This is a genomic window from Caulobacter segnis, from assembly GCF_031454995.1.
Lineage (GTDB): Bacteria > Pseudomonadota > Alphaproteobacteria > Caulobacterales > Caulobacteraceae > Caulobacter > Caulobacter segnis_E.
In genome coordinates this window covers 12,681-30,810 of the sequence record NZ_JAVDRV010000007.1, presented here as the reverse complement: position 1 = coordinate 30,810, position 18,130 = coordinate 12,681, and the positions used below count along the sequence as shown (strand labels likewise).

General features: G+C 67.7%; 20 protein-coding genes. 6 read left to right on the top strand and 14 right to left on the bottom strand.

Features of this window, described 5'->3' with window-relative positions; all coding sequences use genetic code 11:
• Positions 1-15: 15 nt before the first annotated feature.
• Together J2728_RS18965 and J2728_RS18960 are read right to left on the bottom strand one after the other, a co-directional pair.
• Entirely contained in the window at positions 16-585 is a 570-nt protein-coding gene (locus J2728_RS18965; RefSeq protein WP_310001667.1) for a DUF1579 domain-containing protein, read from the bottom strand.
• On the bottom strand, positions 582-1,286 hold the full coding sequence (locus J2728_RS18960) for a TMEM175 family protein (RefSeq protein WP_310001665.1): 705 nt from the start codon (positions 1,284-1,286) through the stop codon (positions 582-584). The genes J2728_RS18965 and J2728_RS18960 overlap by 4 nt, the downstream gene beginning before the upstream one ends.
• Positions 1,287-1,378: 92 nt before the next feature.
• Here J2728_RS18960 and J2728_RS18955 point away from each other — a divergent pair, with 92 nt between their 5' ends.
• Positions 1,379-2,158, top strand: a complete 780-nt coding sequence (locus J2728_RS18955; RefSeq protein WP_310001662.1) for a hypothetical protein — start codon at positions 1,379-1,381, stop codon at positions 2,156-2,158.
• A gap of 72 nt (positions 2,159-2,230) precedes the next feature.
• Here the strand turns inward: J2728_RS18955 and J2728_RS18950 are convergent, their stop codons facing one another.
• From J2728_RS18950 to petA, 3 genes are read right to left on the bottom strand one after another with little or no spacing between them, the layout of a single operon-like run.
• A complete protein-coding gene (locus J2728_RS18950; protein ID WP_310001660.1) occupies positions 2,231-3,085 on the bottom strand; it encodes a cytochrome c1 in 855 nt (284 codons plus the stop codon).
• A gap of 5 nt (positions 3,086-3,090) precedes the next feature.
• Positions 3,091-4,377, bottom strand: coding sequence for a cytochrome b (locus tag J2728_RS18945; RefSeq protein ID WP_310001658.1), 1,287 nt, complete (start codon positions 4,375-4,377; stop codon positions 3,091-3,093).
• A 5-nt stretch (positions 4,378-4,382) separates the two neighbouring features.
• On the bottom strand, positions 4,383-4,934 hold the full coding sequence (gene petA, locus J2728_RS18940) for a ubiquinol-cytochrome c reductase iron-sulfur subunit (protein WP_310001655.1): 552 nt from the start codon (positions 4,932-4,934) through the stop codon (positions 4,383-4,385).
• Positions 4,935-5,134: 200 nt separating this feature from the next.
• On the opposite strand from petA, the gene J2728_RS18935 reads away from it, so the two are divergent.
• Both J2728_RS18935 and J2728_RS18930 read left to right on the top strand, forming a co-directional pair.
• Positions 5,135-5,593, top strand: a complete 459-nt coding sequence (locus tag J2728_RS18935) for a tRNA (cytidine(34)-2'-O)-methyltransferase (protein ID WP_310001914.1) — start codon at positions 5,135-5,137, stop codon at positions 5,591-5,593.
• A 45-nt stretch (positions 5,594-5,638) separates the two neighbouring features.
• Entirely contained in the window at positions 5,639-7,666 is a 2,028-nt protein-coding gene (locus J2728_RS18930) for a protein arginine N-methyltransferase (RefSeq protein WP_310001653.1), read from the top strand.
• Between the two features lie 9 nt (positions 7,667-7,675).
• Here J2728_RS18930 and J2728_RS18925 read toward each other — a convergent pair whose 3' ends face one another.
• Positions 7,676-8,095 carry a hypothetical protein gene (locus J2728_RS18925; RefSeq protein WP_310001651.1) on the bottom strand — a complete coding sequence of 140 codons (420 nt, stop codon included), beginning with the start codon at positions 8,093-8,095 and terminating at the stop codon, positions 7,676-7,678.
• 108 nt (positions 8,096-8,203) lie between these two features.
• Positions 8,204-8,941, bottom strand: a complete 738-nt coding sequence (locus tag J2728_RS18920; RefSeq protein WP_310001650.1) for a glycosyltransferase family 2 protein — start codon at positions 8,939-8,941, stop codon at positions 8,204-8,206.
• 55 nt (positions 8,942-8,996) lie between these two features.
• On the opposite strand from J2728_RS18920, the gene J2728_RS18915 reads away from it, so the two are divergent.
• From J2728_RS18915 to J2728_RS18905, 3 genes are read left to right on the top strand one after another with little or no spacing between them, the layout of a single operon-like run.
• Positions 8,997-10,709, top strand: a complete 1,713-nt coding sequence (locus tag J2728_RS18915; RefSeq protein WP_310001649.1) for an ArnT family glycosyltransferase — start codon at positions 8,997-8,999, stop codon at positions 10,707-10,709.
• A complete protein-coding gene (locus J2728_RS18910; RefSeq protein ID WP_310001648.1) occupies positions 10,706-11,605 on the top strand; it encodes a hydroxymethylglutaryl-CoA lyase in 900 nt (299 codons plus the stop codon). The genes J2728_RS18915 and J2728_RS18910 overlap by 4 nt, the downstream gene beginning before the upstream one ends.
• Complete coding sequence (locus J2728_RS18905; RefSeq protein ID WP_310001646.1) at positions 11,602-11,976, top strand: hypothetical protein; 375 nt, start codon at positions 11,602-11,604, stop codon at positions 11,974-11,976. Before J2728_RS18910 ends, J2728_RS18905 begins: the two co-directional genes overlap by 4 nt.
• 100 nt (positions 11,977-12,076) lie before the next feature.
• On the opposite strand, the gene J2728_RS18900 is transcribed toward J2728_RS18905, so the two are convergent.
• The 7 genes from J2728_RS18900 to J2728_RS18870 form a co-directional block, all read right to left on the bottom strand.
• The gene (locus J2728_RS18900; protein WP_310001644.1) at positions 12,077-12,508 is read right to left on the bottom strand and encodes a hypothetical protein; all 432 of its coding nucleotides are present in this window, start codon (positions 12,506-12,508) and stop codon (positions 12,077-12,079) included.
• A gap of 472 nt (positions 12,509-12,980) precedes the next feature.
• The gene (locus J2728_RS18895; protein WP_310001643.1) at positions 12,981-13,931 is read right to left on the bottom strand and encodes a LysR substrate-binding domain-containing protein; all 951 of its coding nucleotides are present in this window, start codon (positions 13,929-13,931) and stop codon (positions 12,981-12,983) included.
• A gap of 57 nt (positions 13,932-13,988) precedes the next feature.
• Positions 13,989-14,915, bottom strand: a complete 927-nt coding sequence (locus tag J2728_RS18890) for a glycosyltransferase family 2 protein (RefSeq protein ID WP_310001641.1) — start codon at positions 14,913-14,915, stop codon at positions 13,989-13,991.
• Complete coding sequence (gene thrS, locus J2728_RS18885; RefSeq protein WP_310001640.1) at positions 14,915-16,891, bottom strand: threonine--tRNA ligase; 1,977 nt, start codon at positions 16,889-16,891, stop codon at positions 14,915-14,917. The genes J2728_RS18890 and thrS overlap by 1 nt, the downstream gene beginning before the upstream one ends.
• A complete protein-coding gene (yidD, locus tag J2728_RS18880) occupies positions 16,888-17,142 on the bottom strand; it encodes a membrane protein insertion efficiency factor YidD (RefSeq protein WP_310001638.1) in 255 nt (84 codons plus the stop codon). The genes thrS and yidD overlap by 4 nt, the downstream gene beginning before the upstream one ends.
• Before the next feature lie 52 nt (positions 17,143-17,194).
• A complete protein-coding gene (locus J2728_RS18875) occupies positions 17,195-17,656 on the bottom strand; it encodes an iron-sulfur cluster assembly scaffold protein (protein WP_310001636.1) in 462 nt (153 codons plus the stop codon).
• Between the two features lie 8 nt (positions 17,657-17,664).
• Positions 17,665-18,126 (bottom strand): SRPBCC family protein, encoded by a 462-nt coding sequence (locus tag J2728_RS18870; RefSeq protein ID WP_310001634.1) that lies wholly within the window; start codon positions 18,124-18,126, stop codon positions 17,665-17,667.
• Positions 18,127-18,130 lie beyond the last annotated feature (4 nt).

The window sequence follows — 18,130 nt, the reverse complement described above, 5'->3', positions numbered from 1 at the left end:
GTCTGGCGCCCTACCCTATTTCGGCGGGATCGCGCCCGCCGCCGGCCAGGCGCTGTCGCCAACGCGGTTGAGGGTCATTTCGAAGAACCTGAACGGCGGGCGGCCCTCGACCACCCGCTCGCCGACCTCGCGCCAGACGCCGTCTCGGATCACCACGCTGTAGCGGATGGTCGCCGGACCCGATGGGATTTCCCAGTCGTAGCCGTCGGGGGTCGGGGTCAGCTTGAAATCGCCGGCGCGGCCCATGGCGTGCGAGCGCATCGTGTAGACCCCCGTATCGGGCTCGAAGGAAATCACCCCAAAGGCGTTGAAGCCGAGCGTTCCGTCGGGGTTGTAGCCGCGCCCTTCCAGCACCTTGATCGCGCCGTCCTGCATCGGCCCGATCCGTTCGGTCTGGATCACCTCGCGACGCCCGCCGGGCGTGATCGTCCAGGCCGGGCCGCGCCAGACTCCGTCCAGACGAGAAAGCTTCTTCATGGCCTCGGCCTGAGCCGCCAGGCGGGTGGTGGCGTCCGGCGGGACCTGGGCGCTGGCGACGCCGGCCCAAAAGACCACGGCGCAGGCGATCGATGACTTCGACATCATGACGCGGCCCCTCCAGGCGCGGGTTCGCGGGCGAGCCAACGGCCTATCGGCTCGCGCACGGCGATCGCCAGCGGGATCAGCCAATAGGCCATGCCTGGCAGCCAGGGCGCCTTGGCCATCGGTCCGAAGGTCAAGGCCGCGGACAGCAGCCCCGCGCCGCCCGAAAGGCTCCAGATCTCGAAGCTTGCGCGGACGTCCGCCCGATCGGCGGGCGCGACGCCCAGGCGATCGGGGTGGCGCAGAGCCCGCAGGTAGAGCGAAGCGAACAGCCCCGCCAGGACCGCGAAACCGACCCCGTAGATCCGGAAAAGGTCTCTGAGGTCGCTCAGGGTGCGGATCATCTCGGCGCCCGACAGCCAGCCGCGCGACGCCCAGACGAAACCGGACTCGACCAGCATGCGAAGCGGGAAGACATAGACCAGCACAGTGAACACGATCGCCAGGGCGTTCAGGGTCGTCAGCGTGTCGCGACGCGGTACGAGCCGTCCGAACTGGCGATAGGCCAGCCAGAACATGACGATCAGGGCGAAGGCGCCCAGCGAGGCCGGAATACGGCCCAGAGCATCCCACAGGGCGGCGATGCTGGTCGTCCGATCCGCGCTAGCGATGATGAGCAGCGACACCGCGAAAGCGAAGGCGGCGTCGACGAACGCGTCCAGCCGCTTGCCCGCTTCACGATCAGAAGCCTCGTCGCCGGCCATGCTCGCCCTCCTACCCGGGCCAAGAATGAACGGCGTTCTCCAAGAATGTCGAGTCCATCGCGCGGAGGTCATGCCTGAGCTAAGCTGGCGCCATGCCTCGTCGCCCCCCAGCCGTGATCCCGCCCGTCGCGCTCGCCGTGGTCCTCGCCTGCGCGGGGCAAGCTCGGGCGGGCGAAACATCCTGCTGGTTCGAGAACGGCGCGGTGGTGGCGCCGGCGGTGATCGGGGTCATGGCCGGGGATTACGTCATCGACCTCTCGGCGCCGCGCACCCTGTTGCACAACACCAAGGCGGAGATGGAGGGGATCCTAGAGCCCGAGATCACCACCTCGGTCCAGGTGGCTGGGCTGAAGGCGCCGGCGGTGTCGGTGAAGGTCGCCGACCTGGACGCCCGAGGCGCAGGCTTCGTGACCCCAGTCGCCGGAGTGATCGGCATGGACGTCCTGGCCGGCCACAGCGTCGAGATCGACTTCGCCCGCTGTTGGCTTCGCATCGACCGGCCCTGGCGCCCGAGGCGGCAAGTGGTGTTTCCGGTCTCGATGATCGAAGGCCTGCCGACGGTGGCGGCCGGCGTCAGCGACGGCCCGCGCGCCTTCTACGGCGCCTTCGCGATCGACACCGCCTCGAGGGCCATGACCCGGCTCTCGACCCGCGACGCCAACGCCACAGGTAAGCTGAACCCGGCCGCGCGCCACCAGGCGCCGGCCAAGCTGCGCGCGCTGTCGATCGGCGGCGTGCTGGCCGAGAATGTCCCCGCCACGCTGGCCGACGATCTTCCCGAGGGTATCAGCGGAACCCTGGGAACGGGCCTATGGGCTCGTCATCGGCTCAGGCTCGACGCCGAGGCGCGGACCCTGTCGGTCGCGCCGTAGATCCGCGAGCCCCAAAAGAAAAAGGCCCGGCGTCTCGGCCGGGCCTTTCCATATTCAGGTGCGCGCAGCCGCTTAGTGCGACTCGTTGCGCCACACGGCCTTGTAGCTGGCGTACAGCAGGCCGCTCAGCAGGACGAGGTAGATCAGCACCGCGAAGCCGGTCTGCTTGCGCTCTTCCAGCTTGGGCTCGGCGGCCCACATCAGGAAGGCCGAGACGTCCTTGGCCTGTTGGTCCAGGGTCGACTTGGTGCCGTCGTCGAAGGTCACCAGATCGGCCTTCAGCGGCGGGGCCATGGCGATGAAGCCGCCCTTCGGGACGGACTTGTGATCGCCGTGCCAGGCCGAGGTCAGGTCGCCCGGGAAGTACGGGTTGTAGTGACCGCCGGTGGGGACCGTCAGGCCCTTCGGCGGATCCACGTAGCCGGTGACCAGCGAGTAGATGTAGTCCGGACCCGCCTCCCGCGCCTTGGCCAGCAGCGACATGTCCGGCGGCAGGGCGCCGCCGTTGCTGGCGCGAGCCGCGGCTTCGTTGGCGAACGGCGACGGGAAGCGGTCGGCGCTGGTGGCCGGACGCTTGATGGCGTCGCCGGTCTCGCTGTCGATGTCGGCGACCTCGTAGTCCTTGGCGACCGCCTTGACCCACGGGTTGTCGTTCGAGTTCGGGTACTTCTCGTTATAGAAGGGCCCGCCCTTGTCGCCGAGGTTGCGGAACGCCACCAGCTTCAGCGAGTGGCAAGCCGAGCAGACCTCGCGATAGACCTTGAAGCCGCGCTGCAGCTGGGCCTGGTCGAACTTGCCGAACGGGCCTTCGAACGACCATTGGACGTCCTTGGCGTGCTGGGCGCCGCCGCTGGCGAGGGCCGGGCTGGCCGCGCCGGCGACCAGGAGACCCGCCGCCGCCGCGATAACCGAGAGTTTGCGGAGCATCGGGATCAACCCTTCTTGGCGTCGGCCGACAGGGCCGGCGAGGCGATCGAGTCCGGAACGGGCAGGGTCTTCTCGACCAGACCCAGGACCGGCAGCACGACCAGGAAGAAAGCGAAGTAGTAGAGCGAGGCGACGCGGCTGAGCCACACGAAGCTGTTCAGGTCCGAACCCATCAGCTGGAACGTGGTCAGGTGCGGGATCACCGGATCGTCGGGCAGCTTGGCGCCGCAGACGCCCAGGATGCAGCAGGCCACCAGGAAGAACACGAAGTAGATCTTCGCGGTCGGGCGGTAGCGCATCGAGCGCACCTTCGAGGTGTCCAGCCACGGCAGGGCGAACAGGCAGGCGATGGCGCCGAACATGGCCAGCACGCCCATCAGCTTGTCCGGCACGGCGCGCAGGATCGCGTAGAACGGCAGGAAGTACCATTCCGGAACGATGTGCGACGGCGTCACCAGCGGGTTGGCCTCGACGTAGTTGTCGGCGTGGCCCAGGGCGTTGGGCATGTAGAAGACGAAGAAGGCGAAGAGGATCAGGAAGACGCTCATCGCGAAGCCGTCCTTCACCGTCGCGTACGGCGTGAAGGGAACGGTGTCGGCCTTCGACTTCGGCTCGACGCCGGTCGGGTTGTTCTGGCCGACCACGTGCAGCGCCCAGATGTGCAGGATCACGACGCCCGCGATCATGAAGGGCAGCAGGTAGTGCAGCGAGAAGAAGCGGTTCAGGGTCGGGTTGTCGACCGCGAAGCCGCCCCACAGCCAGGTGGTGATGCTTTCGCCGACCAGCGGCAGGGCGCCGAACAGGTTGGTGATCACGACGGCGCCGTGGAACGACATCTGACCCCAGGGCAGGACGTAGCCCATGAAGGCCGTGGCCATCATCAGCAGGTAGATCACGCAGCCCAGCAGCCACAGCACTTCGCGAGGCGCCTTGTAGGAGCCGTAGTACAGGCCGCGCAGCATGTGGATGTAGACGGCGATGAAGAACATCGACGCGCCGTTGGCGTGCATGTAGCGGATCAGCCAGCCGTAGTTCACATCGCGCATGATGTGCTCGACCGACGCGAAGGCGCCGGCGGCGCTGGGCGTGTAGTGCATCACCAGGATGATGCCGGTGATCAACTGGGAGGCCAGGCACAGCGACAGGATGCCGCCGAAGGTCCACCAGTAGTTCAGGTTGCGCGGCGTGGGATAGTCGACGAACGAGTCGTAGCCCAGACGCACGATCGGCAGACGGGCGTCGAGCCAGCGCTCGAAACCGGTCTTGGGTTGATAGGTCGAATGTCCGCTCATCTCGCTTAGCCGATCTTGACCTTGGTGTCGGTGAGGAAGGCGTACTCCGGAACCACCAGGTTCGTGGGCGCGGGGCCCTTACGGATACGACCCGAGGTGTCGTAGACCGAGCCGTGGCACGGGCAGAACCAGCCGCCGTACTCGCCGCCGCCGAAGGTCGGCACGCAGCCGAGGTGGGTGCAGTTGCCACCGACGATCAGCCACTGGGACTTGCCCGGCTTCACGCGCGAGGCGTCGGTGGCGGGATCCTTCATCGCCGCGCCATCGTCGGCGACGGCCTTGGCGATCTCGGCCTTGGTGCGGTTGCGCACGAAGAGCGGCTTGCCGCGCCACTTGATCGTGACCTGCTGACCCTCGGCGACCTTGGTCAGGTCGAACTCGGTCGAGGCCAGGGCCCGCGTATCGGCGGACGGGTTCATCTGGTCGATGAACGGCCAGACCAGGGTCGCGGCGCCGCCGGCGGCGGCCGCGATCGCGGCGATGTGAATGAAGTCGCGCCGGGAGGGATCGCTCCCGTGTTCCGGCTCGGTCGTTGCGCCCACGGCGGTGTCGGCCACCTAGTCACCCCTTTTTTCCTCCCACCGCGGCGCGGCAGGCTTGGAGAAGCGTCGTACGACGCCATATCTTGCTCGACCCGCAAGCGGATCTCCGCCACAAGGCAGCGGTCTTTTCGTCGTATCGGACGCGCGGGCGAAGTCCGCAAGTCCTTTCGATCCGTGGCAAAGCCCCTGCTGCCCTTGTGGTTGGTTCGCTTATTATGCGCCTCGCACTTTTTCAACCAGGCATTCCCCAAAACGTCGGGGCGGCCATTCGCCTTTCAGCGTGCTTCGGCGTCGGTCTCGACGTGATCGAGCCATGCAGTTTCCCTTTGGACGACAAGAGTTTAAAGCGCGCGGCCCTCGACTACGGCCCTCTGGCTCACCTCCAGCGGCACGACAGCTGGGAGACATTCCTTAAGGCGCCGGAGCGCGTTGACGGGCGGCTGCTGCTGTTCACCACCCGAGGTGCGACACCGTTTCACAGGTTCTCGTTCGAACCCGGCGACACCCTGCTGTTCGGCAACGAGAGTCGCGGCGCCCCGGAAGAGGTTCACGCCGCCGTCCAGGGCCGCATCGTCATCCCGATCCGCCCCGAGACACGCTCGATGAACCTCGCGACCACCGCCGCCATGGCCTTGGGCGAGGCGCTTCGGCAGACCGGCGGGTTTCCGGAGTAGGTCCAGCCCCCTGGCATGACGGTCAACCTCGCCTAAGATCAACCCATGATCGATTCTGAGCGTGTCGGCATGGATGTGGCTTACCTAAGGTCGAAGCTGGACTGGATTCAGCTGCCGCCGTTCAACCTCCCCGACACCGTCGATCCCGTCCATGTCCAGTGCCTGATGCAGGCCTCGCGTGACTTCCGCTTCCAACGCTACCGGCGGATGGCGTCGATCGCCGAGGTCGCGCGCCAGGCGTTCGGAACCGAGGGCGATCGCGGCATCACCCTTTCCAACCTCGGCCTGTCATCGGCCATGCTGGGCGACGTGGACGGGGCTTCCGAAGCGCTGAAAGAGGCTCGCGACCGGTGGCCCGAGGTCGTCGAGCATCACTACAACTGCGGCGTCATGATCCTGAGGTTCAGCAGTGACCTGGGCGCCGCCGCAAACTGCTTCCTGGCCGGCTTGATCCGCGACCCCACGCACGCGCCCTCTTGGCTGGCCATCGCCATCCTCCGCCTGGAAAGCGGCGACCACGAAGGCTGCGTCCACGCCTGCCGGGAGGCGATCAGGCTGGAGGCCTCGCCGGATGGCGAGGCCGAGCTTTGCCTGGCGGCCGCGCTGGAACGGCTGGGCCGCCCCGTCGAATGGCCGGAGCCCGCGCCCGACCCGAGCCTGGCCACGCCGGAGGCCTTCGACATCGCCCCGCTAGAGGCCGCTCGGACCGTGCTGAGCGTCGCCCTGGGCGACCGCGAGGCCGAGGCGGCTCTGAGACTGGCCGCATCGCTGGAGGTCTCCGGACCTGATTGGAACGTCCACCTACACCTGTGCAACGCTTCGTCACCGGTGGTCGAGACCGCCCGGGCCATGGCCAGCGCCCGTCCCGCGTCCGTCAGCGTGTCGACCGAGACGCTGCTGAGCGATCGGATTTCCAGCCTGCCCGAGCGCTTCGGCGTGATCCGTCTTCGCACCCTGGCGGCCTTCGCCGAGGCGGCGGGCGGCGACGTGATCCTGGCGCACCCGCGCACCGTGTTCCGAGCCGACCCGGCCCCTCTTCTGCCCACGCCGGAGCAAGGCGTGTCGCTGATCGTCCAGGACGGCTTGCTGTGGAACCAGATCGGCCAGGAGTTGATCGTCGCGCGGCGGTGCGAGGGGGCGGAGGGTTTCCTGGCCGACATCCGGCTGGCGGCGGGGCCTTCGCCGTGGCCCGCGGCGCCGATGGCCGCCGGCGTGGCCTTGTGGCGGGCGTGGGCCAGGCGTCCCGGCGCCCGGGCCCTAGGCGCGGCCGACCTCGCCATCGCGCCACTCGAGGCCGAGCCGCCGGCGCCGGACGGGCCGCCGCCCAGGCCCACGTTCAACGAAACCATCCCCTCGCGGTTCGGCCCCATGCTGCTGAACACCAACGACATCTATATTTCCGCCGGCATTCGCGAGACCGGGGCCTGGTCGCCCGAGGAGACCGATCTGCTGGCGCGGTTGGTCGCGCCGGGCCAGACCGTTCTGGACGTCGGCGCCAACATGGGATCGCACACCCTGGCCTTCTGCAACTTCGTGGGCCCCACGGGCCGGGTGCACGCCTTCGAGCCGCAGCGGATCATGTACCAAGCCATGGTCGCGAGCGTCGCGATGAACAGTTGGACCAACGTCCACAGCCACATGAAGCTGGTGGGCGCCGAGAAGGGCAGCATGCGCGTGCCGAGCGTCAGCTACGAGGCGCCCAGCAATTTCGGCATGCTGAGCCTGGCGCCGGACCGTCAGCGCGCCAAGACCCTGACCTACCTGGATGACGAGCCCGGCGAGGAGGTCGAGATGATCACGCTCGACAGCCTGAAGCTGCCCGCGTGCCATCTGATCAAGATCGATGTCGAGGGCATGGAGATCGACGTGCTGCGGGGGGCGACCGAGACGATCAAGGCTCACCGGCCGCTGATCTACATGGAGTGCCAGCGCGACGCCGTCGGAGAGGCGTCCTTGGCGCTGCTGAAGTCCCTGGGCTACGACGCCTGGTGGCATGGCGACCACGGATCGCCCAACGTCCTGGGCTCGCCCGTCGAGCGGCGGCTGTCGGTGATGGGCCTGCGGATCGCCTGAGGCCTGGACCTACTCGCCGAAATCGACGTCCCGGCGGGCGGCGACGATGGTGACGATGAAGCCGGCCAGCACATCCAGCAGGACCATCAGCGCCAGCAGGAAGAAGGTCGAGGTCGCGAAGGCGGGCAGCAGCAGGAACTCGACCAGGCAGACGATGAACAGCACCATCGACAGCGAGTGGTTGACGATGGCCAGTCGCTTGCTGTTGGCCGATTTCAGCAGCTCCACGAACAGCACGACCAGCGAGGCGGCCAGCAAGAGGTCGGCCATGCTGACGGCCCAGCCCGCGCCGGAGGTCATGCGGATGCTGAACAGCGGCTGCGTCAAGCGCAGGCTAGCGTCGGCGGCCTTGAAGCCGCCGGGCAGGGTCAGGACGATCAGGTTGTAGACCAGGACCGGCAGGGCCAGCAGCGGAACCGCGGCGAACATCGAACTTCCCCCTTCGGCGGGTCCAGAACACCGTCGCCGTGGTTAAGGCCTAGCGAGATTTGGCCGCGCGGTGAAGCCGGCGCGACCTTTCGACTCAGGTCTCGACCTTCAGGCCTCGTCGACGCCCTTGGGATTGCGGGCCCGCGACTGCAGCCACATCACGCCCAACAGGTCCGAGATCGAGGCCTTGAGGCGGCCAAGGTTCGTGTACTTCGACACACCGCTCTCGCGATGCCGGTGATTGACCGGCTGGAACGCGACCTCATAGCCCTCGCGCAGCATCAGCGCCGGGATGTAGCGGTGGATGTGATCGAAGTAAGGCAGGCGCAGGAAGGCCTCGCGGCGGAAGGCCTTCAGGCCGCAGCCGGTGTCGTTGGCCGTGTCCTTCAAGAGCCGCTTGCGCACGCCATTGCCGAACTTGGAGGCGAAGCGCTTGGCGTTGCTGTCCTGGCGCTTCACCCGCTCGCCGCCAACCAGGGCCAGCGTCTGGGGGCCCGCCGCCAGCGCCTTGGCCAGGCGCGGCGCGTCGGCCGGATCATTCTGTCCGTCGCCGTCCAGGGTGATGACGATCGGACCGCGCGCGGCCAGGACGCCGCTGCGCACGGCGCGGCTCTGCCCCGAGTTCTGGCGATGGCCCAGTACGCGCAGCTGCGGGATCTCGGCCTTCAGCGCGATCAGCCGCGCCTTGGTGTCGTCGCGGCTGGCGTCGTCGACGAAGATCATCTCGTAGCTTTCGCCCGCGAAGGCGGCCGCGATCTCGCGCGCCAGTTTCGGGGCGGCCTCGCCCTCGTCGAAGACGGGGACGACGACGGAGAAATCGGGCGTCGGCGAGACGGTGGCGTTCATCGCCTCCTCATACAGCAAAAGTTGTTTCGGAAAAGATCGTGCTAAACGACATCCCATGACGCTTGAATCTCGCCTGGATGACTGGAGCCGAGGGTGGCGCGGCCCTCTGTTCGCCGCATTGGTCGCCCTGATCGCGGGCCTGCCCGGCCTCTTCGCCATGCCGCCGCTGGACCGCGACGAGTCGCGCTTCGCCCAGGCCACCTCGCAGATGCTGGAAAGCGGCGACTATGTCGTCATCAAGTTCCAAGACCAGCCGCGCTTCAAGAAACCGGTCGGCATCCACTGGCTGCAGGCGGTCGCCGTCAAGACCTTCTCCGACGGCGAGGACCGCCAGATCTGGGCCTATCGGATCCCGTCACTGCTCGGCGCCATGCTGGCGGCCGCGGCCTGCGCCTGGGGCGCCGCGGCGCTGCTCGACCCGCGCTCAGGCCTGATCGCCGGCTCGATCCTCGGCGCGACCTTCCTGCTCTCGTCGGAAGCGTTCATCGCCAAGACCGACGCGGCCCTGTGCGGGACCACGACCCTGGCCATGGGCGCGCTGGCCCGCATCTACGCGGCCCAGCTGAAGGGAGAGTCGGCGGGCAAACTGGCCAAGTTCGCCTTCTGGATCGGTCTGTCCGTCGCCGCGCTGATCAAGGGGCCGATCGGGCCGCTGACGGTGTTCCTGGCGCTGGCGGCGCTCGCGATCTGGGACCGCAAGGCGCGCTGGATGAAGGACCTGGGCTGGACATGGGGCGCGATCCTGTTCGCCGCCATCGTCCTGCCGTGGGCGATGATGATCACCGTGGCCACCGACGGGGCCTTCTGGGGCACCGCGATCGGCGGCGACCTGGCGCCCAAGATGGCCGGCGGGCAGGAGGGACACGCGGGGCCGTTCGGCTACCACGCCCTGCTCTCGCCGCTGCTGTCGTTCCCGGCGACCGTCCTGTTGCCCGCCGCCCTCGCCATCGCCTGGACGCGCCGCAAGGACCCCGGCGTGCGTTTCGCGGTCTGCTGGCTGGTCCCCACCTGGCTGATGTTCGAGCTTCTGCCGACCAAGCTGGTCCATTACGCTCTCCCCGCCTATGGCGCGCTGGCCATGCTGATGGCCGCGGCGGTGCGCGAGCCGCTGGGCCGGATCGTCCGCTGGCTTGGCGGGGGCTTGTCGGTGCTGATGGGCGCCTTGCTCGCCGCGGTCGCCGTCTACGGCCAGAAGGAGTTCGGAACCGTCCATGACCTGGGCTGGACCCTCGTGGCGGCGGGGTTCGCCATCGCCGCCGGGACCGCCGGCGCGGTGTTCGTGGCGCGTCGGCACGCGGCGCGAGCGCTGTTCGTCGCCGGCGCGCTGGGGATCGCCGCCCACATCGCCCTGACCGCTGGTCTGATCCCGCGTCTCGAGCCCCTGTTCCTGTCGCGCGACCTCGCCCAGGCCCTGAACCAGGCCCGGCTCTCGCCGCGCTCCGGCGCGCCCGGCCCGGTGGCGGTGACCGGATACGCCGAGCCCAGCCTGATCTTCCAGCTGGGCACGACCACCCAGCTGACCGACGGCGAAGGCGCGGCGAACGCCATCGCCGAAGGCCGCCCCGCCATCGTCGAGGGGCGCGAGGAAAAGCCCTTCCGCGCCGCCATGGCCGAACTGGGCCTCGCCCCGCGCCCGGTCACGACGGTGGAGGGCCTGAACTATTCCGACGGCGACCGCGAACGCCTCGCCATCTATCGCGGCGAGCCCCTGGCGCCCGCCGACGACGCCGTCGAACCCACCGCCCCCGCCGGAGAGTCTCCGCGATGAGCCGCTTCATCGAAATCGTCGAGGTCGGGCCGCGCGACGGCCTGCAGAACGAGAAGGTCTCGCTGTCGGTCGCCGAGAAGCTGGACCTGATCGGCAAGCTGGAGGCCGCCGGCGCGCGGCGGACCGAGGTTGTCTCGTTCGTGAACCCCGCCCGCGTGCCGCAGATGGCGGGCGCCGAGGACATCATGGCCGCGCTGCCCACGGATCCGAACCGTTCGCGCATCGGCCTTGTCCTGAACCTTCGGGGCTGGGAGCGCTGCGTCTCGACCGGCTGCGACGAGGCCAATGTCGTGGTCTGCGCCTCGGACGGCTTCGGGGTTCGCAACCAGGGCGCCACGGTGGCCCAGCAGATCGACACCCTGGCGACCATCGTCGAGCGCCGCGCCGCCGATGGCGGGCCTCCGATCACGGCCACGATCTCGGTCGCCTTCGGCTGCCCGTTCGACGGCGAAGTCAGCCAGGACCAGGTCGTGGCCATCGCGCGCGAGGCGGCCGCCCTGGGCGTGGCCGAGATCGCCATCGCCGACACGATCGGCGTCGCCGATCCCTGGACCGTGCGCAAGCGGATCGAGGCGGTCCGCGCCGCCGCGCCGGACGCGCGCCTGCGCATGCATTTCCACGACACCCGCAACACCGGCCTGGCCAACGCCTACGCCAGCGTCGAGGCCGGCGTCGACGTGCTGGACGCCTCGGTCGGCGGCCTGGGCGGCTGTCCGTTCGCGCCAGCGGCGACCGGCAATATCGGGACCGAGGACCTCGTCTACATGCTGGAACGCGCCGGGTTCGAGACCGGTTATGACCTGGCGGCCCTGATCGCCATCGGCCGCGAGATCAGCGACCGCCTGGGCAAGGCTCCCGCCTCGTCCCTCGCCCGCGCCGGAGGGTTCCCCGCATGACACGCCTAGCCGCCCTGCTCGCCCTCTCCTTGAGCGCTTGCGCGGCGGCCGCGACGCCCGAAGCCTCCCCCGGGGGCGCGGCGCGCTGCGACGTGACGATCAAGTTCGCCAGCTATGGCGCGGGGATCGACCGGGACCTGTCGGACCGGGTCGCCGCGAGCGTGAAGACCGATCGCGACGTGGCCCGCGCCGAACGCAAGCCCTGGGGCAAGGAGGGCGAGTACGATCTCTGCCTGACCGCCCGGCCCGGCCGCGACGCGAGGGCGATCTACGAGCGCTATCGGGCGATGCTGCCGCCCAAGACCCTGAAGGCCCCGACCTTGATCGAGGGACCAGACGGAATGCGGTTCGAGACCATCGGACCCATGTGACGCCGTGGGCGGCATCCCGGACCTGGGCCGGGATCCAATTGAAATCGGTTCGGCTGACCCGGGGTGCTCGCCGATCAGCAAACACCCGGGCCAGGAACCGCTAACGCATGTGCGCGTGTTCGCACGTCACGTTGGGGTTCATGTCGGCGAAGACCCCTTTCGGATTAGGCCGCCACGCCCAGACATGCAGCTCGTAGAATGGCTTCAGGCCATAGCGGTTCGGCGCCCCGGTGAAGCTGAACAGTTGCCCCTTCAGCGACGCTGGGCCCTTGAAGCTGATGTATTCGACCGCCACCAGCTCCATCTTCCCGTTCGCGGTCGGCTCGTACATCACCGCTTGGGGGCGGGCGATGTCGGGCGTTTCGTCCTCCAGGTACTTGGCGTTGACATAGTGGACCCCCATCGCGCCGCCATCGACGCCGCTGGTGCAGGGGATGGGCGAATAGCCCTCCGCGACGGCCGCCGAGACGTCTTTAAATCGCGCGTTGGTTTCGCGAACCGCCGCAGCGAGGGAGTTGCCTGATGGCTTCATCGATGTCGCCGCCATCGCTTGGGGGCTTATGCCGCCCAAAAGCGCCAAGAGAAAAAAACCGGCGATCGTCGCGATGGCGATGATCGTACCGATGTCCCTCCACGACAGGGACAGGTTCGGTTTCTCGGATTTGACCAAATATCGACGCACCTGAAGCCCTCCAGATTGGCTTGTATCGCCGTCGACGCGACGGCTGGGTTGGTTTTGAAAAAGCGTAAGGCGAACGGCGCGCGGCCTGACGAGACCGCGGCGGTCCTCCCCGCCGTGGGCGGCTCTTCAGCCGCGCCGGGGTTTGATCGCGGGGTCGGCGGGCGCGTACGGAGGGCGCCCGATCAGCGTAGGGGATCGGTCGCCCCGAACCCTTGAAGCGGGACGAAAAATATATTCAAGCATCTGTAAACGCTGCACAATTCCTGCGAACGACAGCGATTTGATAAGCGATCTCAGGGTCGAGTTCGAACGATAGATTTTCTCAGCGACTGTGAGCCGTCCTAACAGTGGACGGCGCGGCGTCCAGGCGGGTCGTCCGGGGCCCGTCGAAGGCGCGCGCGCTCTGACCCGCCTGGAGCGCCAGCCAATCGGCGAGGGCTTCGATCCGGCGCGCCTTGCGCGTCTCGCGCCGCCACACGACCCAAAAGCCGCGCTCGGACGGCGCCAGGTCGTTTAGCGGGCGAACCAGACGCCCGGAGATCAGGTCAGGGGCCGCGACCGTGTCGCGGGCCAAAGCGACGCCCAGGCCCCGCGCCGCCGCGTCGAGCAGCATCATCGAGTCTTCGAACACCATGCCGGTCTGAGGCGGCGCCGACAGGCCAAGACGAGGAAACCACAACGACCACGGTCGATGGGTGTGGTGGATCAGAGGGACACTCAGCAGGTCCGCCGCGACGTCGATGCGATGCCGCGATAGAAACGTGGGGCTGCAGACCGGGGCCAAGGTCTCCATGAACAGCAGCCGTTGCTCAAGGCCGGGCCAATCGCCTTTGCCGTACCGTATGGCGACGTCCACGCCGTCCGTCACGAAATCGGCCACGCGGTTTTCGACGCGCATGGCCAGATTGAGTCCAGCGGGGTGGGCGAGCAACGCCGGCAGACGTGACGGCAGCCAGCGGCTGGCGAAATGGTTATGGATGCTGACAACGAGCGGGTCGCGCTCGGCGGCGGCCGCGAAGGCGGTGACCGCCGACGTCAAGCCATCGACATGACGGCCGATTTCCTGGGCAAGGCGCAGCGCCTCGGGCGTGGGCGACATCTGTCCGCCGCGGCGCTCGAACAGGCGCGCGCCCAGTTCGCTTTCAAGCCGGCGGATCTGTTGGCTGATCGCCCCATGCGTGACGGAAAGCTCTTCGCCAGCGCGGGTGTAGCTACGATGTCGGGCGGCCGCCTCTAGGGCGCGAAGCGCGAAGAACGGCGGTATGCGAACCATGCCTCCCTATACCCAAGGTGGCGTCGCGAGACAACGTTCCGCCCTGGCGCGGCGCGCCTAGATCGGTCGGCCGGTCATTTTCCACAGCAGCGGGCGGAAAACCGACATCAACATGATGGCCGGGGCCAGCAGCACGGCGGCCGCGAAGAGCTGCAGGCTGTCGGCGCGCTTGATGAAGTAGCGCGTCAGACCCACGCCTTTGTGGAACTCGACCTTCACCGGGTGCTCAAGGCTGGTGTGGCCAAGGTGCACGACCTGCGCCTTGGGCTGGAACAGCACCTGGCCGCCGGCGCGACGGGCGCGCCAGCACAGGTCGATGTCCTCGACGTGCAGGAAATAGGCCTCGTCGAAGCCGTTCAGGGCCTCGAAGTCGCGGCGGCGCATGGCGAAGCAAGCGCCGGAGATGGTCGGCATCGGCGCTGGACCGGACGGCAGCGGCTCGTGTTCGCGATGTATCTCGAAGGCCGCCAACCGCGGATAGCGACGGGTCAGCTGGCCAAAGCTGAGCACGGTGCTGATCGGCGTGACATCGCCGCGGCGGCCGCCTCTCTGCTCCGAGCCGTCGGTGTTCAGCACCCGCGCGCCGACGATGGTCGGGGTCGGTTGGCCTTTGAACGCCGTGACCAGAGCGCCCACGCAGCCGGGCTGCAGATTGGCGTCGGGATTGAGGAAAACGATATGCTCGCCGCCCGAGCTCTGGGCGCCCAGGTTCGCGCCGCGGGCGAAGCCGATGTTGCCGTGGCCCTGCTTGAGGACCACGCGGGGTTCGGTCAGGGCCAACGACCGAAGCAGGTCGCGTTCGGGCGAGGAGGAGCCGTTGTCCACGATCACGAACTCGTCGACCAGAGGCTCGGCCAGAACGTGCTTGATGCTCTCGGCCAGCGCCTCCCCCGTCCGGTACACGACCATGATCACCGACACGTTCGGGCGAGCCGGACGGGCGCCGGCGGTCAGGGTCGAGACGGACGGGAGAATGCTATTCATCAGGCGTTCACCGCCTCCGGAACGGCTCGGGCGGCGCGGGCTCGCGCCACGTCGGGCGGGGTGGCGTCGGCGGTCAGCACGGCGATGGCCTCTTCAAGCGAGAGCACGCTCTGCCCCTCGCCGCCCAGGCGGCGCAGGGCCAGCTGTCTCGTCTCCGCTTCCTTACGTCCGACCACCGCGATCACTGGCACCTTGGCGAGGCTATGCTCGCGAATCTTATAGTTGATCTTTTCATTCCGCAGGTCCAGCTCCGCGCGCATACCTAGTTTTGTCAAACTTTCCACGACCTCGCGAGCATAGCCGTCGGCGTCGGAGGTGATTGTAGCCACGACGACCTGAGTCGGCGCCAGCCACACAGGCAGAGCGCCCGCGAAGTTCTCCAACAGGATGCCAATGAAACGTTCGAATGACCCCAGAATCGCACGGTGAAGCATAACAGGACGCTTCTTCGAACCATCTTCCGAAACGTATTCGGCGTCCAATCGTTCCGGCAAAACGAAATCAAGTTGCAGGGTGCCGCACTGCCAGACGCGGCCGATGGCGTCCTTCAGCGAGAATTCCAGCTTCGGACCGTAGAACGCGCCCTCGCCGGGCTGCAGCGTCAGGGTCTCGCCCGCCGCCTCGGCCGCCGCCGCCAGGGCCGACTCGGCCTTGTCCCAGACATCGTCGGAACCCGCGCGCAGATCGGGACGCGTCGAGAACTTGGTGTCCGCCAGCGTCATTCCCAGGTCGTTGTAGACCGAGCGCAACAGCTCGATGAACCTGGCGCTCTCCTCGGTGACCTGCTCCTCGCGGCAGAAGATGTGGGCGTCGTCCTGGGTGAAGGCGCGCACCCGCATGATGCCGTGCATCGCGCCCGAGGGCTCGTAGCGGTGGCAGGCGCCGAACTCGGCCATGCGCAACGGCAGCTCGCGATACGATTTCTGGCCGACGTTGAAGATCTGGATGTGGCCGGGGCAGTTCATCGGCTTGACCGCCAGGACCTCGCCCTCCGCGCTCTCGCACATGAACATGGCGTGGCCGAACTTCTCGGCGTGGCCCGACTTCTCCCACAGGCTCTTGTCGAGGATCTGCGGCGTCTTCACTTCCTTGTAGCCGGCCGCGTCGAGGCGACGGCGCATGTAGTCTTCCAGCACGCGATAAAGGGCCCAACCCTTCGGATGCCAGAACACCATGCCCTTGCCCTCTTCCTGGATATGGAAGAGGTCCATGGTCTTGCCGAGCTTACGGTGATCACGCTTCTCGGCTTCCTCGACGCGCTTCAGATAGGCCTCGAGATCGGCCTCCGAGGCCCAGGCCGTGCCATAGATGCGCTGCAGCTGAGCGTTGTTCTGATCGCCGCGCCAGTAGGCGCCGGCCAGCTTGGTCAGCTTGAACGCCTTGCCGACGTGCTTGGTCGAAGGCAGGTGCGGCCCGCGGCACAGGTCCTTCCACTTGCCTTGGTGATAGACCGTGATCGTGTCGCTGGCCGGCAGGTCGCGGATGATCTGGGCCTTGTACTGCTCGCCCATGGCCTCGAAGTCGGCGATCGCCGCCTCGCGATCGACTTCCTCGCGCGTGATCTTCTCGTCGCGATCGACGATCTCCTTCATGCGCTTTTCGATCTTTTCCAGATCGTCCAGGCTGAACGGCTCGTCGCGGGCGAAGTCGTAATAGAAGCCGTCCTCGACGTTCGGGCCGATCGTCACCTGGGTGCCGGGAAACAGCTCCTGCACCGCCTCGGCCAGCACGTGGGCCGTGTCGTGGCGGATGGTGTCGAGCGCCTCGGGCGCCTCGCGCGTCAGGATCTCGAACCTGCGCTCGCCGGCCAGCAGGTCGGGCGTTAGCGGTCGGTCGAGGTCCAGCAGCTGGCCGTCCAGCTTGATCAGCAGGGCCTTCTTTTCCAGCGATTTGGAGATGGCGGCGGCCACGTCGCGCCCCGTCGAGCCGTCCGGATACTGTCGAGACGAGCCGTCAGGGAAAACCAGATCGATCATACTTCACATTTCCACTTACGTGGCTGGTGTCGCGGCGGAGGCGGGTCATAGCCCGATCCACCAAACGGATTGCATCGGCAAATCCGTCGCAAGCCCAACCACGAGCCCTTCAGCGGGCCATGATCCTTGAGGGCGGCGGCCGTGTACTCCGAACAACTCGGCGTAAAGCGGCACTGCCGTCCGATGAGTGGCGACAGCGTCAACTTGTAAGCCCGAAGGCCCAAATCAACGGTGCGTTCGTAGAGGGTCATGCCGGCGCGCGACTGTTAGTCCAAGAGAGTACTAACCCCCTCGTCGGGGCGATCAAGCCGCGCCGGCGGTGCTAGTTCGCGTTTCGGCGCCCGATGTGGCCTGTCGGACAGCCTCGACCGTCGCCTCGAACGCCAAAAGCGTCGAGGCGTGACGAGCGGGATAGTCCTTGACCGGCTCTAGCACGGCGAGCTCCGCAAATCGGCCCGCGGGAGGCGAACCGTTCGCCTTCAGCATAGCCGCAAGCGAGTCGCGCGCCAACTCGATGTCCGAAAGATCGGCCCCGATGACGTTCTGGCCCAGGATCGCGGCGGCCGCTTGACCCAGCGCGCAGGCGCTCACGTCTTGAGCGAAGTCGACGACCTTGCCGTCCTCGACCTTCACGTCGACCGTGATCTTGCTGCCGCACAGCTTGGCGATCTTCTCGCTGCTGGCGTCGGGCGCGGGCAAGCGCCCGGCGCGCGGCATATTGGCCACGAGCGTCAGGATCTTGGCGCTGTAAAGGTCGTCGATCATCGCACGGCTTAGATGGGGGCGCCGCCGCGCTCGGACCAGAGGGCCTCGGCGCGGTCGCGGACGGCTTCGCCCATCGTCGTGAAGGCGGCTTTCAGCTTGCGGCGCTCCTCGCGGCTGACCAGGCGCACCAGCATGCCCATGAACAGCTCGCCGTTCGAGAAGGTCGCGTTGGCCGGACCCATGTTCTCGATCTCAAGATAGCGAATCGCCGTGACGAGCCCGCCCACGCGGGTCGAGCGCCAGTGCAGCTGCTCGTAGGGCACCCAGTCCTGGACGATCGGCTGGATGACGCGCGGCGCCTCGCCGGGCAGATGCTGCTCCAGCACCAAGGCGGTGCCGATCTTCATCTGCCCCTCGGCGCGGCGATAGAGGGGGTTCCAGTGGGCCCAGGTCTCGAACTCGGAGACGACTTCCCAGACGATCTCGGCGGGGGCCTGGACCCCGATGCGGTGTTCGACGGCGCGCTGCATGACC